This is a genomic window from Frankia sp. BMG5.23, from assembly GCF_000685765.2.
Lineage (GTDB): Bacteria > Actinomycetota > Actinomycetes > Frankiales > Frankiaceae > Frankia > Frankia casuarinae.
On sequence record NZ_JDWE01000018.1, the window covers coordinates 44,060 to 65,125 of the forward strand.

The 21,066-nt window shown below is 67.5% G+C and carries 17 protein-coding genes; 2 read left to right on the plus strand and 15 right to left on the minus strand.

The window, feature by feature from the left end:
• Positions 1–274: 274 nt before the first annotated feature.
• Complete coding sequence (locus BMG523DRAFT_RS10720; RefSeq protein ID WP_235463057.1) at positions 275–1,807, plus strand: sugar transferase; 1,533 nt, start codon at positions 275–277, stop codon at positions 1,805–1,807.
• On the opposite strand, the gene BMG523DRAFT_RS10725 is transcribed toward BMG523DRAFT_RS10720, so the two are convergent.
• The 3 genes from BMG523DRAFT_RS10725 to BMG523DRAFT_RS10735 all read right to left on the minus strand — a co-directional run bounded on the left by BMG523DRAFT_RS10725 (position 1,804) and on the right by BMG523DRAFT_RS10735 (position 4,662).
• The gene (locus tag BMG523DRAFT_RS10725; RefSeq protein WP_011436015.1) at positions 1,804–2,745 is read right to left on the minus strand and encodes a glycosyltransferase family 2 protein; all 942 of its coding nucleotides are present in this window, start codon (positions 2,743–2,745) and stop codon (positions 1,804–1,806) included. The two genes, BMG523DRAFT_RS10720 and BMG523DRAFT_RS10725, sit on opposite strands and share 4 nt — an antisense overlap.
• A 244-nt stretch (positions 2,746–2,989) precedes the next feature.
• Entirely contained in the window at positions 2,990–3,472 is a 483-nt protein-coding gene (locus BMG523DRAFT_RS10730; protein WP_131728911.1) for a YdcF family protein, read from the minus strand.
• Between the two features lie 263 nt (positions 3,473–3,735).
• Complete coding sequence (locus tag BMG523DRAFT_RS10735; RefSeq protein ID WP_157902478.1) at positions 3,736–4,662, minus strand: glycosyltransferase family 4 protein; 927 nt, start codon at positions 4,660–4,662, stop codon at positions 3,736–3,738.
• 348 nt (positions 4,663–5,010) lie between these two features.
• On the opposite strand from BMG523DRAFT_RS10735, the gene BMG523DRAFT_RS10740 reads away from it, so the two are divergent.
• On the plus strand, positions 5,011–5,970 hold the full coding sequence (locus BMG523DRAFT_RS10740) for a glycosyltransferase family 2 protein (RefSeq protein ID WP_235463059.1): 960 nt from the start codon (positions 5,011–5,013) through the stop codon (positions 5,968–5,970).
• Positions 5,971–6,013: 43 nt separating this feature from the next.
• Here BMG523DRAFT_RS10740 and BMG523DRAFT_RS10745 read toward each other — a convergent pair whose 3' ends face one another.
• The 12 genes from BMG523DRAFT_RS10745 to BMG523DRAFT_RS10800 form a co-directional block, all read right to left on the minus strand.
• A complete protein-coding gene (locus BMG523DRAFT_RS10745) occupies positions 6,014–6,916 on the minus strand; it encodes a right-handed parallel beta-helix repeat-containing protein (RefSeq protein ID WP_235463062.1) in 903 nt (300 codons plus the stop codon).
• 151 nt (positions 6,917–7,067) lie between these two features.
• Complete coding sequence (locus tag BMG523DRAFT_RS10750; protein ID WP_043591052.1) at positions 7,068–8,273, minus strand: glycosyltransferase; 1,206 nt, start codon at positions 8,271–8,273, stop codon at positions 7,068–7,070.
• 34 nt (positions 8,274–8,307) lie between these two features.
• On the minus strand, positions 8,308–9,801 hold the full coding sequence (locus BMG523DRAFT_RS10755; protein WP_011436009.1) for a lipopolysaccharide biosynthesis protein: 1,494 nt from the start codon (positions 9,799–9,801) through the stop codon (positions 8,308–8,310).
• Between the two features lie 107 nt (positions 9,802–9,908).
• Complete coding sequence (locus BMG523DRAFT_RS10760; RefSeq protein WP_011436008.1) at positions 9,909–11,378, minus strand: O-antigen ligase; 1,470 nt, start codon at positions 11,376–11,378, stop codon at positions 9,909–9,911.
• A 34-nt stretch (positions 11,379–11,412) separates the two neighbouring features.
• Positions 11,413–12,180 (minus strand): Wzz/FepE/Etk N-terminal domain-containing protein, encoded by a 768-nt coding sequence (locus tag BMG523DRAFT_RS10765; RefSeq protein ID WP_011436007.1) that lies wholly within the window; start codon positions 12,178–12,180, stop codon positions 11,413–11,415.
• Positions 12,181–12,366: 186 nt separating this feature from the next.
• Complete coding sequence (locus BMG523DRAFT_RS10770; RefSeq protein WP_011436006.1) at positions 12,367–13,458, minus strand: glycosyltransferase family A protein; 1,092 nt, start codon at positions 13,456–13,458, stop codon at positions 12,367–12,369.
• A 51-nt stretch (positions 13,459–13,509) separates the two neighbouring features.
• Positions 13,510–14,754 carry a class I SAM-dependent methyltransferase gene (locus tag BMG523DRAFT_RS10775; RefSeq protein ID WP_011436005.1) on the minus strand — a complete coding sequence of 415 codons (1,245 nt, stop codon included), beginning with the start codon at positions 14,752–14,754 and terminating at the stop codon, positions 13,510–13,512.
• On the minus strand, positions 14,755–15,945 hold the full coding sequence (locus tag BMG523DRAFT_RS10780) for a class I SAM-dependent methyltransferase (protein WP_011436004.1): 1,191 nt from the start codon (positions 15,943–15,945) through the stop codon (positions 14,755–14,757).
• Between the two features lie 102 nt (positions 15,946–16,047).
• The gene (locus tag BMG523DRAFT_RS10785) at positions 16,048–17,088 is read right to left on the minus strand and encodes an NAD(P)-dependent oxidoreductase (protein WP_011436003.1); all 1,041 of its coding nucleotides are present in this window, start codon (positions 17,086–17,088) and stop codon (positions 16,048–16,050) included.
• A gap of 5 nt (positions 17,089–17,093) precedes the next feature.
• Complete coding sequence (gene rfbF / locus BMG523DRAFT_RS10790) at positions 17,094–17,867, minus strand: glucose-1-phosphate cytidylyltransferase (RefSeq protein WP_011436002.1); 774 nt, start codon at positions 17,865–17,867, stop codon at positions 17,094–17,096.
• Positions 17,864–19,255, minus strand: a complete 1,392-nt coding sequence (locus BMG523DRAFT_RS10795) for a glycosyltransferase family 4 protein (RefSeq protein WP_011436001.1) — start codon at positions 19,253–19,255, stop codon at positions 17,864–17,866. The genes rfbF and BMG523DRAFT_RS10795 overlap by 4 nt, the downstream gene beginning before the upstream one ends.
• Before the next feature lie 388 nt (positions 19,256–19,643).
• Complete coding sequence (locus BMG523DRAFT_RS10800) at positions 19,644–20,981, minus strand: acetyl-CoA hydrolase/transferase family protein (RefSeq protein WP_011436000.1); 1,338 nt, start codon at positions 20,979–20,981, stop codon at positions 19,644–19,646.
• Positions 20,982–21,066: the final 85 nt, after the last annotated feature.

Genomic DNA, 21,066 nt, shown 5'->3' on the forward strand with positions numbered 1-21,066 from the left:
GGATGCGTTCACCGGGACACGGTCGCGGCAGCGATACACGTTCAGACGAGGTGTCCAGACGGGGTTCTGGACGCGCGACCACTGAGGTGCGTACGTTCGCCACGACCGGCGGGTCGCTGGGGCTGCTCACCGACTGGCTCACCTTCGCTGGCTACGGAAGAAGGATCGTTCCAGGTCCAATCCAGCAGCAACTATGAACACCCACTGCCATCCGATGGAGCGGAGAACAACCAATATGGCCAAGGCCGGGGACACCGCACGACGAAGGCCCGAGGTGTCTGACTCGACCGGGGGGCGGGACGAGGACCCCGCGGTGCTCTCGTCGGTGGCGGCCACGCCCCGGGACACGACCGTCCCGGCTATTCCGCGACAACGGCAACCAGAGCCGCCGGCAGCCGGGCCGCCGGAGTGGAAGGTCAGGCTGACCGCCAGAATCTTCATCATCGATGCCACGGCAATCACGGTCGCGCTTACCTGTTCCTATCTCCTCCGGTTCGGCATGAATGCGAACCCAACCGTCCACGGGGCGTCATATCTTTCCGTCGCGATAGGTATCGGACTGGGCTGGATCGCCATGCTCGGCGCCGCCGACACCTATCAGACGAAATATCTGGGCATCGGAACCGAGGAATACCGGCGGATCAGCGTCGCGACATTCCGACTGTGGGGCACGACGGCGATCCTCTCCTACGTCCTGCGCGCAGAAGTCGCTCGCGGGTTCTGTCTGGTGGTCCTGCCGCTGGGGCTACTGCTGCTGATTACCGGTCGGATGCTCGCCCGCCGACGGCTGGTGGCGGCTCGGCGGGCCGGCCGTGCCCGCCACCGGGTCGTCGTCGTCGGCGACCGTAGCACGGTGGCCGAACTCGTCAGCGAGCTCCGATATGAACCCGCAGCCGGATTCGAGATCGTCGGCGCATGTCTACCCCGGCAGGACGACTACTCGGCCGATTATTCTCCCTTTCCCGTCCTCGGCGCCCTGCCGGCGCTGCGGTCCACCGTCGCCCGCGCCATGGCCGACACGGTGGTGGTCGCCTCGTCCGTGGCGGTCAACATCGAAGCCGCCAAGCGGATCGCCTGGGACCTCGAGGGGACCGGTGTCGATCTTGTCATCGCGTCGAGCATGGCCGGAATCGCCGGGCCGCGGGTATCCCTGCGGCCGATCGCCGGTCTCCCCCTGCTACACGTGGAGAGCCCGGTCTATACCGGTTGGCGAAAGGTGGCCAAAGACATCTTCGACCGGGTCCTTGCCGCCGTGGCCCTCGTTACCCTGTCCCCGCTGCTGCTTCTCGTCGCGTTGACCATCCAGGTTGACAGCACCGGACCGGCATGGTTTCGCCAGACCCGGGTGGGTAAGGACGGCCGCGAGTTCCAGATCCTCAAGTTCCGGACGATGTACGTGGATGCCGAACGGCGCCGGGCAGCGCTGGAGGAGCGCAACGAGGCCGACGGACCACTTTTCAAAATTCGCGACGACCCCCGCGTCACTCGGGTCGGACGAACGCTACGGCACCTGTCGATCGACGAGCTGCCGCAACTCGTCAACGTCCTCCGCGGCGAGATGTCGCTGGTGGGGCCGCGGCCGCCGCTGCCGGCAGAGGTCGCTCAATATCACGACTCCGTCCACCGTCGATTCAAGGTCAAGCCCGGCCTGACCGGACTGTGGCAGGTGAATGGGCGTTCAGAACTGCCCTGGCGGGACGGGGTGCGACTCGACCTCTACTACGTAGAGAATTGGTCGATCATGCTCGACCTCGCCATCATCGCCCGGACTGTTAGCGCCGTGCTGCGGCGGTCCGGCGCATTCTAGGCTGGCGGAAGGGGCGGATAGCCGGCCCGCCAGTCGGCCCGCCGGGTCCATACGACGCGCCAGCCGCCGCTCCCGGTGCCGGCCGGCCGGCCGATTACCGTGGCGAGGGCCGCCCGCAGCGCCACCCCGAGGACCAGCATCGCCAGACACACCGTCCGGCGCCACCCGGTCCAATGGGTCCGCGCCAATGTCACCTTGCCCGTCATCACCAGCACGTGCTTGTCCGCCCATCCAGCGGAGGACGCACCGCCATGGTGAACCACGACCGCGGCGGGTGTGATCACGGGATCCAGGCCGGCCCGGCGGGCCCGGATCGACAGGTCGACGTCCTCGCCGTACATGAAGAAACGGGAGTCGAAGCCACCGAGCTGCTCGAACAGCGCGCGTGGGATGAGCAGCAGGCAGCCCGTCACCACCCCCACGGTCCGAACCGTGTCGCGAGGCCACGGTCCCATCGATTCGGGATCGAACAGGGCCGAACGCCGGAAGGCGGTGGACAGTCCGAGGCCGAAGCACACATGGCTCCAGACGGTCGGAACAGCCCAGCACGACCTGGGGTCGACGGTGTGGTCTGGACCGAGGGTGCGACCGCCGTAGATGCCGTGCCTAGGGTTGGCCCGCGCAAAGTCCAGCAGGTTCGCGACCGCGCCGGGGAGCACCACCGTGTCGGGGTTGAGGAGGAGCAGGTACTCCCCCTTCGCCTGGGAAGCCGCGAGGTTGACCGCCCGACCGAAGCCGAGGTTCGTCCTCTGCTCGATCAGGTTCACGCTGGGAAACCGATCACGGATGATCGAGACGGAGTCGTCCGTGGAGGCGTTATCCAGGACGATCATCTCGGTCGCGAGGCCGTCGGACGTGGCCGCACAGGACTCCAGGCATGCCGCCGTCATCGCGCCGGTGTTGTACGAGACGATCAGGATCGAGACGTCGACGCCCATTTCCCTCTCCAGACCCAGGTAATCTGTGACCCAGGTAATCTGTGTCGGCAGTGGTGGTCCGGCCATCGGCCGTAACGCGAATCGTGCCGGCTGGCCCCGGCCGCCAGTTCCTGCCTCACCCTAGACGACGGGTTGTCGTTCGGTTGGTTATCCGACCGCAGGCCGGCGGGCGTTTCTGGCGTATTCCGGATCCTCGCAACGTGGGCCAGTATTCCCACCCGGTCTCCTGGTCTGCTCCTCGGGGTCAGCAGCTTCGCTGCCAGATCAGCGCCTTGGCGAGGGCGCCCCACTCGTAGGCGATCGCATAAGGCCATTCCCGGAGGCGACGCGGACCGACCACAGTGACCCGCAGATCACCGTGGAAGCAGCGGCTGATGCGGATGCGGGCGCGGGTGTCCTGCGCGCGGCCGGTGACGAAGAGGATCCTGGTCCAGCCATGTCGGGCGGCGAGCTCAGCGGCTGCCCGCGCCTCGCCCCGCGTGGTCACCGGGTGCGGAGAAAAGCAGATCACCTCCGCCTTCGGTGCCTCGTGGGCCGAGCACCCCCGCGTCCCTGGGGTGGACATCACGAGGACGGGAGCGTAACCGGTACGGGCCAACTCGATCGCCTTGCCGGTTCTGTCCCCCGGACCCGCCAACATGACGATGGCGTCCGCCTGGACGGGCACGTCGGCGGCGGGGAATACGAACAGCCGAAGGGTAAGCGCGGTGAAACCTGCCAGGAACACCGCGAACAGCATCACGATGAGCCGGCGTCGCCCCGCTCGTCCCCGCCGGTGGCGCGCAGCCCGGCCCGCCCCCGGCGGGGGACCGGATGACCCCCGCTCACCGGCCGGCGGTGACGACGCAGCGGAAACCACACCGTCATTCAAACATACCGGTGTCCGACCACGACCGAGGAAACCGTCGGTGCCCGAGGACCCCGGCCGGTCCCGAACGCCCATCTGTCGGTATTTCTCCTGACCACGGATTCTCCGTTTTCCGGGCTGGGCTAGAGCTCTCTCAACAAAGTCGCGAACCGGCGGGCCTGAGCTTCCGTGTTCAGGCGATGCTCGACGTCCAGGCGGGCGGCCGCACCGAGCGCGGCCGCTCGGTCCGGGTCGAGCACCAGATGCACGACCGCTTCAGCGAGCGCATCGGTGTCGTAGGGCGGAACGAGAATCCCGGTACGGCCGTGATCGACGTAGTCCCGGATGCCGGGGGTATCGGTCACCACGACGGGACGACCACTGGCCATCGCCTCCAGCACGACGGTTACGCCGCTCACGTGAAGATTGGGCCGGAGGCAGACGACCACCATCGACGCGGCCCTGTACAGATCGCTCACCTCGGGAAGAGTAAGACGGTTCCGACGCCGGCCGAGCCACGGTGGCACGGCCACGTTTCGGGCTGTCACCAGCTCGAGTCTCAGCTCCGCCAGCCTCAGCTCCGCCAGCCTGCTCCACCCCTGGGACAGGCCGCGGATCAACGTTTCGAAGTCGCGGTGCCGATCATTTCCGACACTCACCACGAGCCCTTTCTTCGGAGGGTTGACAGAGGTCCGGAAAAATGTGGAGTCGACCCCGAACAGGACGTGCGAGAAACGTCCTTCAGGAATGCCCAGCTGCGTTCGGAGCGGCGGGATCTGGGCGGTGGAAAGCGTAAATATCCGGCTGGACCTTCGCAGGGCACAACGGGCGATCTTCAGCGAGCCGGGCCGTCGACCGGCGACATCGGCCAGCCAGATCACGCCGGTCACGACGGGGGGATGGTTTCGCGTTCCCGCCATCAGCGCCGCCGGGACCCCGACCCGCTCGTCCCAGCACAAGACGACGTCCGAGCCACCGACCGTTCGGCGGGAGGCCGCGGTCTCCACCCACTCATAGCCGCCGAAAATACGCGGACCACGAACGAAGAACGCGTCCCGGGATACCCGCAAGCTAACCGGAGAGACTTTCACTGAATAGCGCGCCAACCGATCGAACCCATACGGAAGAGCGTCCGGAACCTCGCCGCGACCGTGACGCTCGCGCCACTTGTTCGCGTCAAGGCCGCCGCTGTAGTGAAGCGCAAGATTACATTCGACCATTAGTCCACCTAAGTTCTGGTAGTTCACGAGAGTTCTCATCGCCAGCGCCGGGCGTCACCACGGGGAGTGTCGTCGGGTCCCCACGCACGCGCCCGGTCCGGTCACGATGGTCTACCGTGTGTGCCGCCCGCCTACCTGAATACGACTGCGTCGCGCGGGCCGGCGCCGGCCTGGGGTGATCAGACCGTGGATTTTGTCATGCAACAGTCAGATCGCGCCGACCGGGTGAGCGGAAAAACCCCCGCCACCCCGGCGCACTATAAGCATGCGCGCGCAAGCGTCGTCATTCCGGCCTATAACGAGGCGGCCGTGATCGGCCGCTGCCTTGACCGGCTCGCCGACGGCGCCGCCCCCGAGGACCTGGAGATCGTCGTGGTCGCCAACGGCTGCTCCGACGAGACCGCCCGTCGGGTCCGCGACCGAGGTGTCCGCTGCGTGGAGACCGCGAAGGCCGGCAAGGCGGCCGCGCTGAACCTTGGCGACGCCGAGGTCACCACCTTCCCGCGATTCTATGTGGACGCCGACCTGGAGGTGTCCGGCGCCGACCTGCTACAGGTGGCCGACGTGCTGCGGACCGGCCCGGCACTGGCCGCATCACCGCACCTGACAATCCGTCTTGCCGGCACGAGCCGTGTAGTACGCGACTACTACCGCATCTGGCTGCGGCTGCCCTATGTGCGCAACGGCCGAATCGGTGGGGTCATCGGAGTGAGCGAGCAGGGCCGGGCCTGTTTCGATCGTTTCCCGGACGCAATCGCGGATGACTTCTTCCTCTATCACCGGTTCGCACCGGATGAGCGATCCACGGTCGACGGCACCTGTTTCGTCGTACATCCGGCCCGGACCGCACGCGACCTCGTTCGACAAAAGAGCCGGGTTTTCGCCGGCAACGCCCAACTGCGCGCCCTCGGGCTGGCGCCCGCGGGCGGTTCCACGAAGGATGGTCGTGGCATCGTCGGCGGGTCCGTGGACTGGCTCAGGGTGGTCCGCGCCGAGCCCCGCCTGCTCGGCGCGGCGCCGGCGTACCTCGCGGTCTCCACCGTGGCGAAGGTGCTCGCCCGCCGGAAGGTGCGTCGCGGGGACCTCGGCACGTGGGAGCGTGACGGCAGCAGCCGCGGAGGCAGCCCGGCACCGTCGACGTCGACGTCGTATCCCTGACCTTACTTCGGGTCCGGCCACTCATCGGGTCCGGCCACACAGGTCATCGGCTCTGGCCACACAGGACCACCGGCCGGCCGTTGTCCGCCCAGACATTCCCGGCACTGAAGAAAGTGCTCCTACCGGCATCGTCGTTGCCCAGCCGGCAGACATTCCAGCGGAAGCCGCGGCCGAAACGGTTGTCCGTCACGCGGAGATTCTTGGCGGCGACCACGAGCGTCGTTCCGCCGGCGTTCAACCAATTGTGGTCGACGACCACGTCACGGTTACCTCCGTTCGCCCACTCCAGAAAGACGACGGCTGTCTGGGTCTTGTCGTACGGGGAGAGGTCGATGTTGTTGCACACCACACTCAGTTTCCGGACGCCGCGGACCTGGATGCCGTCGGTGTGGGCCCCTTTCGGCGGCCTTCGGTCGTGGACGTAGTTATGGCGGATGATGACGCCGGAAACCGGTTCGAGCGTGGACGAGATGTGGAAGCCGTCGTCGCCACCGGAAAGATTGCTGTACTGGATGACGTGACCGGTGCCACCGCTGATCGCAATCCCACTTGTCGCCACGTGATCGATCAGCACGTGGCTTCCGCGCACGCGGATGCCATCGTGGACGATCGAGTTTCTTATCGTCACGTTGTCGGCGTAGATGTCGATGAGTCCGGAGAACTCCTTGTTCTCCAGTACCTGTCCGGGAGTGGCCAGTTTCCCGGCGGGCATCGGCTGGAACCGGGATCCGGGCGCGGGGCCGGTGTTCGAGGCGTCCGGCTTGCGGTCGCATCCTCGGGCCGCGGCCTGGTCGTCCCCTGGTAGGCCGCGGGTCGCGGCAGCGCCATCCGGTGAAACCCCGGCCGGGACAGTGGCGGGGGCCGGTGCGCCCGCCGTCCGCGCGGGCCCGCCTCTCGAGCGAAGGGCGACCAGCAGCCCACCGCCCGCCACCAGCACCGCAAGCATCGCCACGGATCCAATCAGGACATACCGGCGTCGATTGGTCAACTCAGCGCGAGCCATCGAATCCTTCCAGGGATATCCCACTGAGCCGGAGGCCGCGCCATACCGGCTCTTTTCGCGGGTCCGCAGACCCGAGCGAGGACCGCCAGCCGGTCTACGGCTGCACCGCCAGAAGACGGGATTCGGCCGGCGCGGCCGGGCCAAGGACGAAGTCCAGGAAGGCGACGTGCCGAGCGGACCAGCTGTTGTCCGCGACGAAATCCAGCCGGTCAGCCTCCGTGACGGCCGGCCAGATCAGGACCTCGTTCATCGCCGCCACCGGATCGTCCCCCGGGCGCAGCAACCGGACCCGCCGCCCGATGCCCCGAACCGGGGCGAGGTCCGTGGCGAGGACGGGACGCCCGGCCGCCAGATATTCGTAGATCTTGATGGGGTCCATGGCCTCGGTCAACGGAGTGCTCCGGTGGGTGAGCAGGCACACGTCGGCCGCGGCGATCAGACCGGTCACGGCCGGCCGGGGCAGATGCCCAGGCAACCGCACCGACCGCAGCAACCGCAGCGACCGGACGGAGGCCTCGTCCGGGATGGGGCCGGCCAGAATCACGGTGCCGGCCGACGCCAGGCGGCGAATCATGTCCAGATCGAGGCGAGTGTCGACGGTGCCCGCATACACGCACCACGGCCGCGGGAGGCGCCGGAGCCAGTCCGGCGGGGACGGCGGGCGCAGCCACTCGGCCGGATCGACACCGTTGTGCACGACCAGCCCGGCACCGGTCGGCCCGGCACCGGTGGGATGGAGGCGTTCCAGCAGCGGCCTGGACACCGCGATGACCGGCAGCCGCCGGCGCCGGATCTCCTCGTAGGCATGCCGGAAGGCCGGATGCCACCGCCGTAGCGGTGGGTAGGTCGCCCAGTCGTCCCGGGCGTAGTACATGACCGAGCCGGCCCAGGACATGTCGGCAAAGCCCGCCAGCGGCGGATACATGGTGATCACGACGGGTCGTTTACAGCCGGCTCGGGCCGCGGCCCGGCCGAGCCTCCTGTCATACCGCCGATAGGCCGCCCGCAGCGACGGCAGCGTCACCGGGTCCTTGCGGCGCCACCGCTGCGGCGACACCAGATGCCCCTCAACGCCACCGGACGGTGGCAGGACGGTGCTCCGGCCGCCCCGCAGCACCGTACCGAGATGGCTCCGGAACGGCTCGGCCACCACCACGCGCCGGACCCGGGGCGATCGCAGCAGGGTTAGCAGGAGACGATCGGGAGGACGCATGTACGCCCTGATCGCCATGTCCTGGAGCGTCTCGATCGGCAGGGCCAGCACCACGTCCCGCTGATCCGCCGTGGGGGCGTCTTTCATAAGAGTGAACTCCTTCACCGTTGAGCCATCGGGTTCACCCGTGAGCCGTCGGGCCCAGCGCGCCGTCTCTGCGCGACGACGCCGAAGCAGGCTGCCCCGAGCCGGCGCTCGCGCGCCGGACGCACTGCAGTAGGTCCGCCAACGCGGGTGGACGTTGCCTCCACGTGATCACGACGTAGGTCGCGGCACCAGCCAGCACGCTCGCCAACAGGCACACCGGGCGGGCGAGCCGGAACCCGTGGGTGAGCCACTGGACGGCGGCCATCACGGCGACGGTCCCCGCGGTCGCCACGACGTGCGGCCAGACCGCGGTGACCAGCTCGCGCGGCTTCGCGTCCACCAGGCTGAAGGGAATCGCGAAGCCGGGCGGCAGCAGGAGGACGATCACGATGGCGTACGCCGCCGCGACCCCGTTGATTCCCCACGGCAGGCCGGCGAAGTAGCTGCCGAGCATCAGCAGGCCGGAGAAGATTCCCCAGCGCAGCAGCAGGTCGGTTCTTCCCTTCACGTTGTAGAGGACTCCGACGCTGAAACTCACCGACTGGATGCCGCCGATCGGGGCGAGCAGCCAGATGAGCGGCACCAGCCGTTCCCAGCGCGCGCCGAGCACGACCAGGACGACGTCGCGCGCGACGACAGTGAGTCCAGCCATGACCGGAAAACAGACCAGAGCGGCGACCGCGCATGACCGGAAATAGACCCGGCGGATCGCGGAGTGATCGTTCTGGAGCCGGGAAAGACCGGCGAACATGACTTCCTGAAACGCCGTGGAAACAGTGCTCACCGGATACATGAGCACCCGCTGCGCCAGGCCATAGTAGCCCAACTGCTGGGCTCCGAGGAAATGCCCGACAATCACCTTGTCGCCGTGCAGCAGAAAGAAGTTGAAGACGCTGAACCCGCTCAGGTTGGCGCTGAAACGCAGCACGGACCTGACCTCGGCGGGGCTGAACGAGGCCCTGGGACGCCACGGCGACTGCAGCCACGCGACGAGGGTGGTGACCCCGAATCCGACCAGATAGCCGATGACCAGTGACCACACCTGGTAGCCCAGCAGAGCGAGCACGATCGAGCAGGCCGCGTTGGCCGCCGTCCCGATGATGTTCGCCGCGGCGACGGCACCGAACTTCATCTCCCGGCGGAGCAGCCACTGTTGCAGGTCACCGAGGCTGGCGAGCAGCAGGCCGAGGCCCAGGACCTGGAGCACGGGCGTCAGCGCCGAGTCGCCGTACAGGCTGGCCAGGCCGGGCGCCAGCAACGCCAGCAGGCCCGAGATGACCAGACCAAGCCCGATATTGAGGAAAAAGACGCTGCTGAGCAGCCGCTCGCTGATCTTGTCTCGTTGGACGACCGCCATGCCGGTCCCGAAACCCCGCAGAATTTCGAGGAACATCACGATGACCAGCGCCATCGTCATGAGACCGAACGCCCGCGGTTCGAGCAGGTGCGCCAGGACGACCTGGACCAGCAGGCGGGTGACCTGCACGACAACCTGGTTCACCGACATCCACCGGGCGCCGCTGGCCATCGAACCGCGCGGCGCCCGACGGGGCGGCGACGGTTCCGCCACGGTCTCCCTCGCCCCCGACGGGGCGGCCGACCGGGTCACGGCCGGCTGGGTCACGGCCGGCTGGGTCACCGCTGCCCCCCGGGGGCCAGGACCGCCGGTGCGGCGGTCATCCGCCAGAGTGCTCCGGCGCAGCCGATGAGCAGGAACAGCAGGCCGGCGAGCAACGCGAAGCTCAGGGCGTCGAAGGTGAGGAAACTGGCGACCCCGGCGAGGATCGAGGCCGTCAACGCCTGGCCGAGCTCCCGGTCACGCTGTTCCCGGGCCCACCGCCGCGCCCCACGGGCCACCGAGAGACCGACGGCGACCCAGACCAGCAGCACGGTTGTCCCGACGACTCCGGTCTCCAGCACCGAGCCGAGTAGCTGATTGTCAAGGTAGAAGTACTGGTGGGGGGTGAACGTGCCCAGCCCACGGCCGAGGAGCGGCCTTTGCGTGAACAACTTCCAGACCGGGGCATAGTCCTCGGTGCGGCCGGTCACGCTGGGGTCCGCGTCGGCCCGCAGGAACAGCGAGACGGTCGCCTCGATCAGACCGGGAAACACCGTGTGCAGGACGAGGACGGACCCGGCCAGCGCCAGCAGGCCGTTGAGGCGGCGGCGAACCGGCCAGATCGCCGTCAGGGTCAGGATCGCCACGGCGAGGCTCACGGCGGTGCTTCGCGAGACGCTCATCGGCAGGACGGCCCCGATGACGGCGACCTGGGCCCAGGCACCGACCCGCGCCCACCCGCGGGCGGCAATGGCGTAGTGCAGGGCCAACGGCAACACCACGGCCAGGACAACCCCGAACTCGATCGGATGCACGGCCGTCGCGGCGACCCGCTCGAAGCCGGACCGGACGTCAATGCGATCGACGTCCGGACTGAGCGACAGTCCCGGGGGGACCAGGACGGCGCTGTAGTTACGACCGGTCAGAAACTCGATCCCGCCGATGGCGGCCATGAAGGTGGCGCCCAGCACCACCCGGCGCAGCAGGCTGTCCAGCCGGGTCCGGCACCGGATCGCATCGGCGGCCAACAGCGTCACCCCGGCCTGTGCCACCACCGTCACGAGACTGCGATGAGCGGAGCTGACCTCTGTCGCCTCCACCACGCGGGTGAACATCATCGCGAAACTGAGCGTGAGAACCCATACGAGTACCAGCGTCGCGGCCCGCACCGGCTGGAACACCGGGTCGAAGCGGGCACGTCGTGCGGCCTGGTGAACCAGCCAGCCGGCAAGACAGCAGAGGCCGACGGGCACGGTCAGCTTCCCCAGCGGGGGGAGCCGGTAGGTCGCCGGCACGGCAAAGAGAACGAAGACCATCGATGTCAGCAGCGTCACCGCGTCCCGCCGACTCGCCAGCAGGGGTACCGCCACGGCCGGGACGGCCAGCACCACGGCCGGCCCGACCGGCCCGAGCACCATCGCCGCCGCTACGGTGGCGGATCCGAACGCGACCGCGGCGAGCACCGGCCCGGCGACGCCGGGTGCCTGGCCGGTACCGAACGGCCCGACCCCCGGCGCCGCCCGGCCGACGAGAGAGCCGGCGGTCATCCGGCCACCAGCCCGCTGATCACCGGTTCGCCTCTCACCGATTCGCCTCGAACCGCCAGGCGACCCGTCGAGTGCCCGCCATGGAATCTTCGGGCAGTGCGTGCCGTCCGCGCCGACCCCGGCCGCGGCTGGCGCCTGCCCGGGCGGCACCGTAATGCTCCGCCCGTGACCGTGACCGGGCCCGGCGCCCGACCTCGGCGTCGACGGCAAGCGCCAGCCCCAGCGCCGCCGCTACGCCGAGGAACGCGACGGTGCCAAGCAGCTTGAGGCTGCGGGCGGGCCGCACGCTCATCAGCGGCGGCTCGGACAGCGGCGCTATCCGGTAACGCTGGTCCGGCGGCACAGCAGACTGCAGGCCGTTCGACTTCGCGGTGATCACACGTACCACCTGATCCAGGGTGCGAGTGGCCTCGGTGGGATCGGCGGCCGTGGCCGTTATGTCGAGGAATACCGTCTCCGGTTGCACCGAGATCTCGTAGTCACCATGGAATCCAGCCGAACGGATCTCCTCCCGTACCTGGCGAGAGTCCATGATCTTCGACTCCGTGAGAGCCAGCGACTTGAGCGAATCGCCGAAGTAGGAAAGCGGGTTGACGGGCTGCAGGATAAACCCGGAACCGGAGGAGGATGCGGCGAGCTTCTGCTCCACCGACGGGCCGACCACGAGGACCATGGCCTTCGTCTGGTAGACGGGCTTGGCGACAGACATCGTGATCCCGATTGCGGCCGCCGTGGCGAGCAGGATCGGAAGCATGACATACCATCGGCGGAACGCCGTTCTGGAGACCGTCACGATGTCCATGTCGGACTCCCCCGGTAAGCCGACGACGCCGACGGCGAGGCCTGGTCCGCACCATGACCGGAAGGTTCTGTCATTCGGGGCTCCAAGGATTCATGCACCTGAACCGATCCCATCATCAGCCTGGACCGATTCAATGTAGTCGCCCTGCGCCGCGCCGATATGCAGGCCGACCCGCGTGTCGCCGCGCTACCTGGACCGCTGGGAGGGGAACTTCGCGGCGATTCGTGTCCCGATTCGGGTCCCGATTCGGGTCCCGAATGCCGCGCGTACCTCGCCACCCATGTGCCGAGCATGGGGCAATGCCCACTGCCGCCCCAGAACCGCCAGGCAGCGAGCCCGCTCGGCCCGGTCGAGCCGGTCGTGGGACAGGATCACGTGAACCATCCTGATGGTCTTCTCCACCATCGGCAGCGACGGCGCCCGCCGGTGCGGGTCAAACCACAGAGCGCGTTCCGCGGCATCTGGGTTGGCATTCATAGAAGTATTCTCGTGGAAACGCCTGAGAAACAGGCGTTCGGGCACCTCGACAAACTGGCCGCCCAGGGCGAGCTGCGCCAGGAGAACCACGTCTGAACCGACGTACTTTCCGATGAGATCCGTCTTCAGGAGCGCTTCTGCCCGTATGACGCCGAATACCGGATGGTATTCCGTACGGGTCGACAGGAAGTGTCGCAGACGCTCGTGCGGCGTCGGCTCACACAGGTTCATCCCATCCTCGAAGCCACCGGTCACCGTATCGTTCAGGTCGATGAGCGCCGTTTTGGGGTAGGCCAGGACGGCGGCGGACGACGCGGCAGTCAGGGCCTCGACGCACCGGCTGACGAACGCGGGGGCGCAGAGGTCGTCATGGGCGGCCCACTTGAAGTAGGTTCCCGCGGCGAGGTGGACGATCCGGTTGTAGTTCCAGGCCGCGCCGCGGTTCACCGGACTCCGGTGGTACTCGATCCGCGGATCCCGGCGGACGAATTCCCGGCAGATCTGCTCGGTTCGGTCGGTGCTGCCGTTGTCGGCGACGACGATCTGAAGATTCGGGTAGTCCTGCACGACGATCGACTCCAGCGCCCGAGCCAGGAAGTTCTCCCCGTTGAAGACGGGTAGTCCCACCGTCACGAGCGGCCGGGCGTCCGGGTGGGGTGACGGGACACCGGGCCCCACAACACCACGGTCCACAACATCACACCCCACAACATCACGCCCCACGACACCACGCCCCGCCTGGCGATCAGGTCCCTTGGGTCGGGCCTCGTCCTGGGTGCCGCTGTCGACAGGTATGGCCATTCTCCATCGTCCCTCCGTCCGACCGGAGCCGAACCTCTGCTGACGAGATTGTCAGCTGCTAAGTGGCACGACCTCCGCGGGCACACCCAGTTCCGCCAACCGGCCGCGCACCTCGTCCAGATACAGCGGATTCGGAAGAAAAACGCGCCCCACCCGCTCCACCGACAGGTCCTCGGGTGCCAACACCGGATGCCCGGTGCCGGGCACGAACAGGCCCCTCTTCCGCGGGTTGAGGTCGACGACTCCCCGCACGGCGGAACCGACGTCCAACACGTTGAGGAATGCCACCCCCTTGGACCCCGCGCCCCAGACCAGCGCACGCGGCGCGTCCCAGGCGGAATCGGCGTCCGTCGCCAGGTCGGCGAGATGCGCGGACCAGCGCCCGACAACCTCCCGGTAGACGTCACCGAACTTTCTGGCCTGGACCACGAAGCGGTCCGTCGCCACCACGTCCTCGCCGGCGGCCGGTCCGATCCGACCGGACGGACGGGTCGTCGGCGCCGTCTTGGCCTCGATCCAGAGGAACTGGTCACCGTAGGATGTTCCGGCGTCGGTGATGGTGAACCCGGCCGCGCTCACCACCCGCCGAAGTCCAGCCGGCGAGAAGTACGACACGTGCGGGTAGATGAAGTCCCACACCCCCGCCTCGCCGAGGACGAAGCCGCCGTTGGGCACCTCGAGATACAGCGACGCGTCCCGGCCGCCCAGCGCATTGCGGATATCGGTCAGAAAGCCCAGTGGATCGGACACGTGCTCGAGGACGTGCCGGCAGACGACAAGATCCGCCGGGAGATGGGAATAGCGCGAACCGTACAGGTCGACCACAAAGGTCACCGCGGCGTCGTCGGCACGTTCGGGGCCGATGTAGGTCGGGTCGTACCCGGTTCCGGCACACAGTCCCCGGGCACACAACAGGCGCAGGAAGTCCCCCTTGCCCGACCCGATCTCGACAACCTCCCGCCCCACCAGGTTATGCCGGACGATCAGACGGTCCGCCAACGCCTCGGCGTACGCCCGGAAGGCGGGCGAGAAGTGCAGCGAGTTGTCATACTCGCCGCCGTACTCGACGAGGCCGGCCTCGAACGCGACATTGACCACGGTGCCGCACTCGGCACACAGCGACAGCTCCAGAGCACGGCGCTGCGCGGTCATGGCGGCTTCCCGCGACGGCCACAGCACGCCGGTCATCACCGGCGAACGCTCAACACGTACCAGGTCTTCGAGCGCGGTGCCCTGGCATGCCGGACAGACATTGGTCACCGGACAGACGTTGCTCACCAGACAGACATTGCTCACTCAGACGGCCCTCAGCTCGGTGTCGACGCCCAGCCGGGTCAACTCCCCCGCGATCTCGTCACGATAGATCGGATTCATGATGATCAGAAGATCCGGCCTATCTTCCCGCAGCCACTCGGACGGGACGATACGGTGGCCGCTGCCCGCCATGAACATGCCGTGTTTGTGCGGGTTGATGTCGACGGCGTAGCGGACCAGGTCGGCGGCCGGGCCGAGGGTCGCCAGAAACGACACACCTTTGGAGCCCGAACCCCAGATCGCCGCCTTTTCGCCGCGCTGGTGCCCGCGCCACAGCATCTCGCTCCACCGGTTCAGCGTCGTGGCCACCTCACGCTGGAAGTGCCGTACCCCGACGCGCAGGGTGGCCAGGTCGTCCTCGATCGGCAGCGGGTCACCGGCCGCCGGAACGGTGGACGGCCGCGCCTCGATCAGCAGGTACTGATCGTCATAGTCGAGGGAGACGTCGAGCACCTCGAACCCGGTAGCTCGGAACAACCTCGCCAGCGAACCGGCGCTGAAATAGGAGCAGTGCTCGTAGTACACATCCCAGAACGCCGCCTCCTGCAGCACCCGCAGGACGTCCGGCAGCTCAAAGAGGACCGGGATATCGGTCCGGTCACCGAGCGCGGCCCGGATCATCCGCATGAAGTCGCCGACCGGCGCGATGTGCTCCAGGGTGTGCCGGCACACGACGGCATCGGCGGTCAGGTGCGCATACCGCTCGGAGTAGAGGTCCGTGATCCAGGTCAGCCGGCCGGCAACCGGGCTGGTGATGCGCTCGGGCCGGACACCCGGGTCGATCCCGATGCCGGCGCCGGCACCCTGCTCCACCAGGTGGACGAGAAACTCACCCTTGCCGCACCCGATCTCCAGGACCGTCTTCCCGTACAGATCGTACTTGTCGGTCCAGCGCTTGGCGAGGTCCCGCGCGAACTCCTGAAATCGGGTGGAGAATGCCTGCGTCTCCTCGTACCGGGCGGAGTACTGATTCTTGGTCGGATCGAAGGCCGTGTTCATGATGAAGCCGCAGCGCTCGCAGAAGGCGATCCGCAGATCACCCTTCGGGAACGCCCGGGCCTCGTCCTCGTCGGCCAGCAGCAGACAACTGTGCGACGGGACGTCGTCCTTTGTATAGACGGAGGTGAGACGGGAACCGCCGCAGGCGGGGCAGGCGGTGGACTGGTCAGTCATGGAACGACCCTCGGTGTCGGAACGGGAAGGATGAACCGGCAGCCCCGCCGCGGGTACGTCGCCGCAGGTATGTCGAGCCGCGGCAGCGGCGGCCGAGCACGCTCATGGCACCCGCATCGGTGCGGCCGACCGCAGGGTGACGTCGAGCAGACCGTCCGCCATGAGTTGCTGGATGCGCTGGATCCGCTGGAAGCGGGAGCCGATCAGCTCCTCCTTGGTCAGCCCGGCGGCGACGTAGGCCAGGTAGAGCTCCTCGACCCCCTTGCGGACGGTCCACACCGGCCGGAATCCCGGTATCTCCTCGGCGATACGGTCGCAGTCCACCCGGTAGTTCCGCTTGTCCGGCCCGGCCGTGTCCGCGAAGACCACCCGGCCGCCCGGCACGACCTCCTCGACGATCGCGGCCACGTCGCGTATCCGATAGTTCTCCGCCGACCGGCCGACATTGTAGGCCTTGAGGTGGATCTTCTCGCGGGGCGCCTCGCACACGGCGAGCATCGCCCGGGCGATGTCCTCGATGTGTACCAGCGGCCGCCACGGCGTCCCGTCGCTCTTGAGGTAAACCTCGCCGGTCGTCACCGCGTAGCCGGTGAGATTGTTCACCACAAGATCACCACGCAGTCGGGGTGAGACGCCGTACGCCGTGGCGTTACGCAGGAAGACCGGGCTGAAATCGTCATCGGCAAGCTCGGCGAGCTCTCGTTCGGCGATCACTTTTGACTCGCCGTAGGGAGTCACCGGATGAAACTCGGCCGACTCGTCGATGGGCGCGTCTCCGTGCGCACCATAGAGGCTGCACGAGGACGAGAAGACGAAACGCGGTACGCCCGCGGCCTTGGCGGCACGCCCAACCAGCAACGTCCCCCGGGCGTTGATGTCATAGGTCACGGCTGGGTTCAGATCACCCAGCGGATCATTGGATATGCCCGCCAGATGGACCACCGCGTCGTAACCCTCCAGCTGGGACGGCCGGACGTCCCGAATATCAAGTTTCAACGCCGGCACGAAGTCCGGATCGGGTCCGAGGGTACACCCGGAGAACAGTCCGCTGTCCAGACCCACCACATCGTGTCCGGCAGCCCGGAAGAGCGGGATGAGACGGGTTCCTATATATCCGTCGTGTCCGGTGACCAGAATACGCATCGAGCTCAGTCCCATACCTTCCAGGGCGCACAGCCACCATCCCACAGTGACTGCAGGAGTTTGCGGTCGCGTACCGTGTCCATGCACTGCCAGAAGCCGCCATGCCGATACGCCATGAGCTGACCGTCCTTGGCGAGCCTCTCAAGGGGCTCCTTCTCGAACTGGGTGTCGTCGCCGGCAATGTAGTCGAAGACCTGCGGTTCCAGGACGAAGAAGGCACCGTTGATCCAGCCCTCACCGGCCTGTGGTTTCTCCGAGAACTCCACAATCTGGTCCCCGGCCAGCTCGAGGTGACCGAACCGGGCGGGTGGCCGCACGGCGGTCAGCGTGGCGATCCTGCCATGCGAGCGGTGGAAGTCGCGCAACGCGTTGAGATCGATGTCCGCTACGCCGTCCCCCCAGGTCAACATGAACGTCCCCGCGTCACCGAGCCAGGGCGCGAGTCGCCTGATACGACCGCCGGTGGCGGTATTCTGACCGGTGTCGACCAGATTTACCCGCCAATCCTCCGAGGTACCCCCGTGCCGCTCCACAGCGCTCTGCCGAAGCGACACCGTGAGATCGCTGGTCAGCGCCGCGTAGTCCACCAGCCAGCGTTTGATATATTCGCCTTTATACCCCAGGGCGATCGTAAAATCGGTGAACTGGAAGTGAGCGTAGTACTTCATGATGTGCCAGATGATCGGCCGGTTGCCGATCTCGATCATCGGTTTGGGTTTGATGACCGTCTCCTCCGCCAACCGGCTGCCCAGACCGCCGGCAAGAATACCGACCTTCATCGTTCCGCTCGTTCCCGGGAGCCGGTCGCGTGAACCGGCGCTGCCGAGCCGCTCACGCGGGTCAAGCCGCCCTGACGAGGGACCGGGATACTGGGGTGGCCGGCCTGGCGACCACGTAGCCGGTCGTGGACCCCGACGTAGCGGGGCTCCGAATACCGCCAGGACAGTTCGTTCACAATGCGCTCCCGACCCCGGGCGCCAAGGGTCCGGCGTCGGTCCGGGTCCGTCAGCAGTTCGGCGAGGGTCCGGGCGAAGTCCGCCACCGTGTCGGAGGGTACATAGACGGCGGCGTCCTCGGCGCTCACCCGGGTCTCGGTCAGGTCATAGGCCACCACCGGCAGCGCATAGGCCATGTATTCGAGCGTCTTGGACATGGTGGACACCTCGTTCAGCGGGCTCCGCGGGTCCGGCGACAATCCGACCGTGGCGGTGGACAGGTAGTCCCGGATCATCTGGTCGTCGGCCCGCCCGGTGAACTCGACCCAGTCGTCGAGACCGAGCCGGCTCGACTGTTTCCGCAGATCGTCCAGACAGTCACCAAATCCCAGCAGGGCGAAGGCGCAGTCGGTGCGCCCGAGAACGTGGACATAGTGATGTATGGCATCGAGGAGTCGGTCGACACCGTCCTGCGGGCCCATTATTCCCAGATAACAGGCAAGGTGCTGCCGGCCGCGCCGCAATTCGGGCCGCTCCGCGGCGGGCTTCATCAGTTCGGGGTCCGGTCCGTTTCGGACGACGGTCACCCGTTCCGACGGCAGCCGCCCCCTGGTCAGGGCCAGCCGCCGGTAAGATTCGTTGGTCACGATCACGTGGTCAGCGACCCGCTGATTCATCCGTTCAAGCAGCAGCAACGCGCGGAGCAACAGCCCCCCGTCCTTACCGAACCGTGAGCGATAGAGTTCCGGACAGAGATCATGATGGTCGAAGACGAACTTCTTGCCGAATGGCTTGTAGAACAGCGCGAGCGCCCAGTACGTGTCCGGCGGGTTACATGCCTGGATCACGTCGAATCCGTGCCGGCGGGCCACGGCGACGGACAGGACAGCGGTTCGCACCCAGCAGTAGCCGAACTCGAAGACGTAACTGAGCACACCCTGGGTCCGGGGTGCGCCACGATACGTCCAGATGCTGACACCGTCAACGATCTGGTGACGCCGCTGCCCCGGGCCCCGTGGGCATATTACGGCAACCTGGTAGCCCTGGTTGCGAAGCGCCTGGCATTCCTGCCACGTCCGATGGTCGATCAGAATCGGCAGGTTCTGAACTACGATCAGAACCCGTCCTGCGTCGCCGATGTCGGGAGATTCGGTCGAGTCGGTGTCAGGCGCCGACGTGAGAGTATTCGCGCCCGTAGCCAACGAGATAGTCCCGTCGCGTGTCTGTCCCACATTTTTCTCCCGAAGATGAACGACCCCGTTGCCCGCGGACGGTGGACCTATCCTTTCCTTTCCGTCATGGCGAGGCTAGCGGTCGGCCTGGGCGTCACCGGCGATTGAAAAACTTGCGTGTCGCGTCTTGGGACCGGGCTCGGCCGATTCTCGACGCAGGAACGACAGAACTGACCGTTGGGGGCGGCTTATTCCAGCCATGCTGTTTGACGGCGGCAGCCATGGCCGCCATGGATGCCGTGTTCGCGTCTTTAACGCCCGGGGCACTCTCGCGCTTTTTGACGCAAAGCCGCTCCTGGCGGCGGACCACCCGGTGACTTGTCGTGCGTTCCTCGGCTTTCTGGTCAGCTTACCGAATCAGACGATCATCGGATCAGACGGTCCCGGATCAGACGGTTGACGATGCGCGGCCGGCGAGCAGTCCCAGCGACCCGGCCGCCTCCGTCAGGCCGGCTCGGGCGTCGGGGTGGGCGACGTGGTCGATGAGTCGGGCGGTCTGTTCGTGCTGGCCGCGCCCCCACACGGCCGCGGTCCCGTTCTCGGACACGACGTAGCTGTGCTGGAAACTGGTGACCGGGCTGGTGAGCCGCGGCAGCACACAGGAATCCCCCGACCGGGCATGCCGGCTCGGCAGGGCGATGATCGCCTTGCCGTCGGCCGCGTGCAGCGCGCCGACGACGAAGTCGGACTGCCCACCGAAGCCGGAGTAGATGCGGTTGCGGATCCAGGACGCGTTCGCCTGCGCATACAGATCCACCTGCAGCGCGGTGTTGATCGAGGTCATCCGCGGCTGCCGGGCGATGACCCCCGGGTCGTTCACGATTTCGGTGCGCACCAGCAGCAGCCGCGGATTGCGGTGCGCCCACGAGTAGAGCTCGGCCGACCCGAACAGGAACGAGGTCCGCAGCGGTGTCCCGGCGGCCAGCGCGCCGGAGGCTTCGAGCGCGAGCATGCCATCGGAGAAGGTCTCGGTCCACACGCGCAGATCCCGCCGGTCGACGAGGGCCGACAGCGTGGCGTTCGGGACACCGCCGATGCCGAGCTGCAGGGTCGCCCCGTCCTCGACGAGCGCGGCGACCCGCTCGCCGATCTGCCCGCGGACGTCGTCGACGGGCGTGACCGCGGGGCTGGCGAGCGGCTGCTCCACCTCCACGGCGAGGTCGACGTCATCGATGCTCAGTTCACCGTCGCCGAAGGTGTAGGGCATCGCCGGGTTGAGCTGGGCGACCACCAGTCCCCCGTGCGCGCGGGCCGCCTCGACCGCGGCCGGCAGGATGTTGACTTCGGTGCCGAGCGAGACCTTCCCCCCGTCGGGCACGCTGGTGTGCAACACGACGACGTCGGGCCGGTGGGTGGTCGCGAGCAGGCGAGGCACGAGGCTGAGCCGGTTGGGCAGGTAGTCGAGGCCGGGCACGTTGCGCATCGCCGGGCCGACGAACGCGGTCTCCGGCGTCACGCCGCCGCGTTCCGGCACGCCACCCTGAGCGTTGATCATAAAGAGGCGGTATTCACTCACCACCGCGTCGATCACACGCAACGCGACGAGCGGGGTGGCGAAGTTCCCCGCCGCCACGACCCGCGGCGTGGCCGACCGCCATCGGCCAGGACCGGCTACCCCCGTACCGGCTCCGGCTCCACGAGGACCGGCTCCACCGCCCACACCGGAACCCGCGGCGAGATGGGTCTCGATGCGGCGACCGAACTCCGCCTCGCTGACGATATCCATACCCGCATGGTGGCGTACCGGTGCGCGGCCAGCGAAGAATGGTCATCGCCTCATCCCGCGGATCATGCCGGCCCAGGCCCGGTCG